Source organism: Albidovulum sp., from assembly GCF_049646345.1.
In the GTDB taxonomy this organism is placed as follows: domain Bacteria; phylum Pseudomonadota; class Alphaproteobacteria; order Rhodobacterales; family Rhodobacteraceae; genus Albidovulum.
Genome location: NZ_JBARVQ010000625.1, coordinates 1 through 2,040, shown reverse-complemented (window position 1 = coordinate 2,040; position 2,040 = coordinate 1). Strand labels below are relative to the sequence as shown.

Genomic DNA, 2,040 nt, shown 5'->3' with positions numbered 1-2,040 from the left:
CCGTGACGCTGAACAAGATCCCCAATGTCGCCACCATCACCCGCGAAGGTGCGCGCGCGCTTGACCCGGGATATGAGGCGATGGCGCGGGTCTTTCGCATGGCCCCCGGCCGCCGCTTCCGCCATGTGATCCTGCCGCAGCTTGCCCCCTATATCACCGCCGCCGCCCGGTCCGGCATCGCGGTCATCTGGAAGATCGTGCTGGTGGTCGAATTCCTCGGCCGGTCGAACGGGGTGGGCTTTCAGATCCACCTTTACTTTCAGCTTTTCGATGTCGGCATGGTGCTGGTCTATTCTTTGTCCTTCATCGCGGTCATGCTGGTCGTCGAGTGGCTGATGATCCAGCCGCTCGAAACCCGCATCCGGCGCTGGAGGGCCGTGTGATCGAGGTCGATATCGTGTCGAAACGCTTCGGTCAGGCGGAGGTCCTGCGGGACATAGGCTTTGCCGTCGGCGCGGGCGAGGTCGTGGCGTTGCTTGGTCCCTCGGGCATCGGCAAGTCGACGCTTCTGAGGATCGTTGCCGGGATCGACACGGATTTTCAGGGCTCTGTCCGCCGACCCGACCGGCTGGGCATGGTGTTTCAGGAGCCGCTTTTGCTGCCATGGCGGACGGTGGCCGAGAACCTGACCCTGACCCATCCCGACCTTGGGGGCGACGGGACACACGCGGCACTGGCGCGGGTCGGGATCGCCGACAAGGGCGCGGCGTTTCCAGCACAGCTTTCGCTAGGCCAGCAGCGGCGCGTGGCGCTGTCCCGCGCGATTGCGGGCAAGCCTCAGGCGCTGATCCTCGACGAACCCTTCGCCTCGCTTGATGCGGATATGGGGGCAGAGATGCTGGCCCTGACCGCGCGGCTGATCGCCGAAACGCGGATACCCACGGTGTTCGTCACCCATTCCGAGGCCGAGGCACGCATACTCGGCACACGCATCTTGCGGCTGTCCGGGCGGCCTGCGACGATCACCGGAGAGGAGGCGGCGTGATGGCAGGGCTGAATGTTGAAGGGCTGAGCTACAGCTACGGCGCGAAACAGGCGCTGAAGGGGGTGAGCCTTTCGGCGCGTCCGGGTGCGTTTACAGCACTTCTTGGCCCGAACGGGGCGGGGAAATCGACGCTCTTCTCGCTCCTGACCCGCCTTCTGGTCGCGCCGGAAGGGCGGATCACCATCGCCGGGCATGACCTAGCCCGCGCGCCGCGCAAGGCGCTTGCGCGGATGGGGGTGGTGTTCCAGCAGCCGACGCTTGATATGGACCTGACCGTGCGCCGGTCGCTGCGGTATTTCGCCGGGCTGCACGGGCTTGCCGGACGGGCGGCAGAGGCCGCGATTGACGCCTCGCTCGATCAGCTTGGAATGCGCGAACGGGCGGGTGAAAAGGTGCGCGCCCTGAATGGCGGCCACCGGCGGCGGATGGAGATCGCGCGGGCGCTGATCCATGGGCCGGAGGTCTTGCTGCTCGATGAACCGACGGTCGGGCTGGATGCGGCGGCGCGGGCGGCGATTACCGCCCATGTCCACGACCTTGCGTCGGGCGGCATGGCCGTCCTCTGGGCCACCCATCTGGTCGATGAGATCGCGCCGGACGATCCGGTCATCGTCCTACATCGCGGGCAGGTGCTGCGGTCAGCAACGGCGGATGAGATTGCGGGCGGCGGCACGCTGTCGGATGCGTTCCTTGCCATGACTGGGGAAGGGGCGGCGGCATGACCTGGCTCATCGCGCTTCGCGCCATTGTCCAGCGCGAGGCCCTGCGCTTTGTCAGCCAGCGCGGCCGATTTCTTGCAGCACTCGTGCGTCCGCTGGTCTGGCTGATCGTCTTCGCGGCCGGGTTCCGGGCGGCTTTGGGCCTGTCGATCATCCCGCCCTATCAGACCTATATCACCTATGAGGTCTATATCCTTCCCGGCCTTATCGGCATGATCCAGCTTTTCAACGGCATGCAGTCTTCACTTTCACTGGTCTACGATCAGGAAATGGGCTCCATGCGGCTTCTTCTGACCTCACCGCTGCCGCGCTGGTGGCTGCTGTTTTCCAAACTGC

The 2,040-nt window shown here is 65.6% G+C and carries 4 protein-coding genes; all 4 read left to right on the top strand.

Going from position 1 to position 2,040, the window contains the following annotated elements; all coding sequences use genetic code 11:
* A partial coding sequence (locus WBB85_RS16275) for an ABC transporter permease (RefSeq protein ID WP_432639645.1) occupies window positions 1-383 on the top strand: 383 nt, incomplete at its 5' end.
* Complete coding sequence (locus WBB85_RS16270) at window positions 329-985, top strand: ABC transporter ATP-binding protein (protein ID WP_432639644.1); 657 nt, start codon at window positions 329-331, stop codon at window positions 983-985. The genes WBB85_RS16275 and WBB85_RS16270, both read left to right, overlap by 55 nt.
* Window positions 985-1,707 carry an ABC transporter ATP-binding protein gene (locus tag WBB85_RS16265; protein ID WP_432639643.1) on the top strand — a complete coding sequence of 241 codons (723 nt, stop codon included), beginning with the start codon at window positions 985-987 and terminating at the stop codon, window positions 1,705-1,707. Before WBB85_RS16270 ends, WBB85_RS16265 begins: the two co-directional genes overlap by 1 nt.
* The coding region (locus WBB85_RS16260) for an ABC transporter permease (protein WP_432639642.1) at window positions 1,704-2,040 on the top strand (337 nt) is incomplete at its 3' end. The genes WBB85_RS16265 and WBB85_RS16260, both read left to right, overlap by 4 nt.

What these genes read in the sequence shown, in the direction of transcription:
- WBB85_RS16265 (WP_432639643.1), top strand. Translation starts at nt 985, where the DNA reads ATGGCAGGGCTGAATGTTGAAGGGCTGAGCTACAGCTACGGCGCGAAA.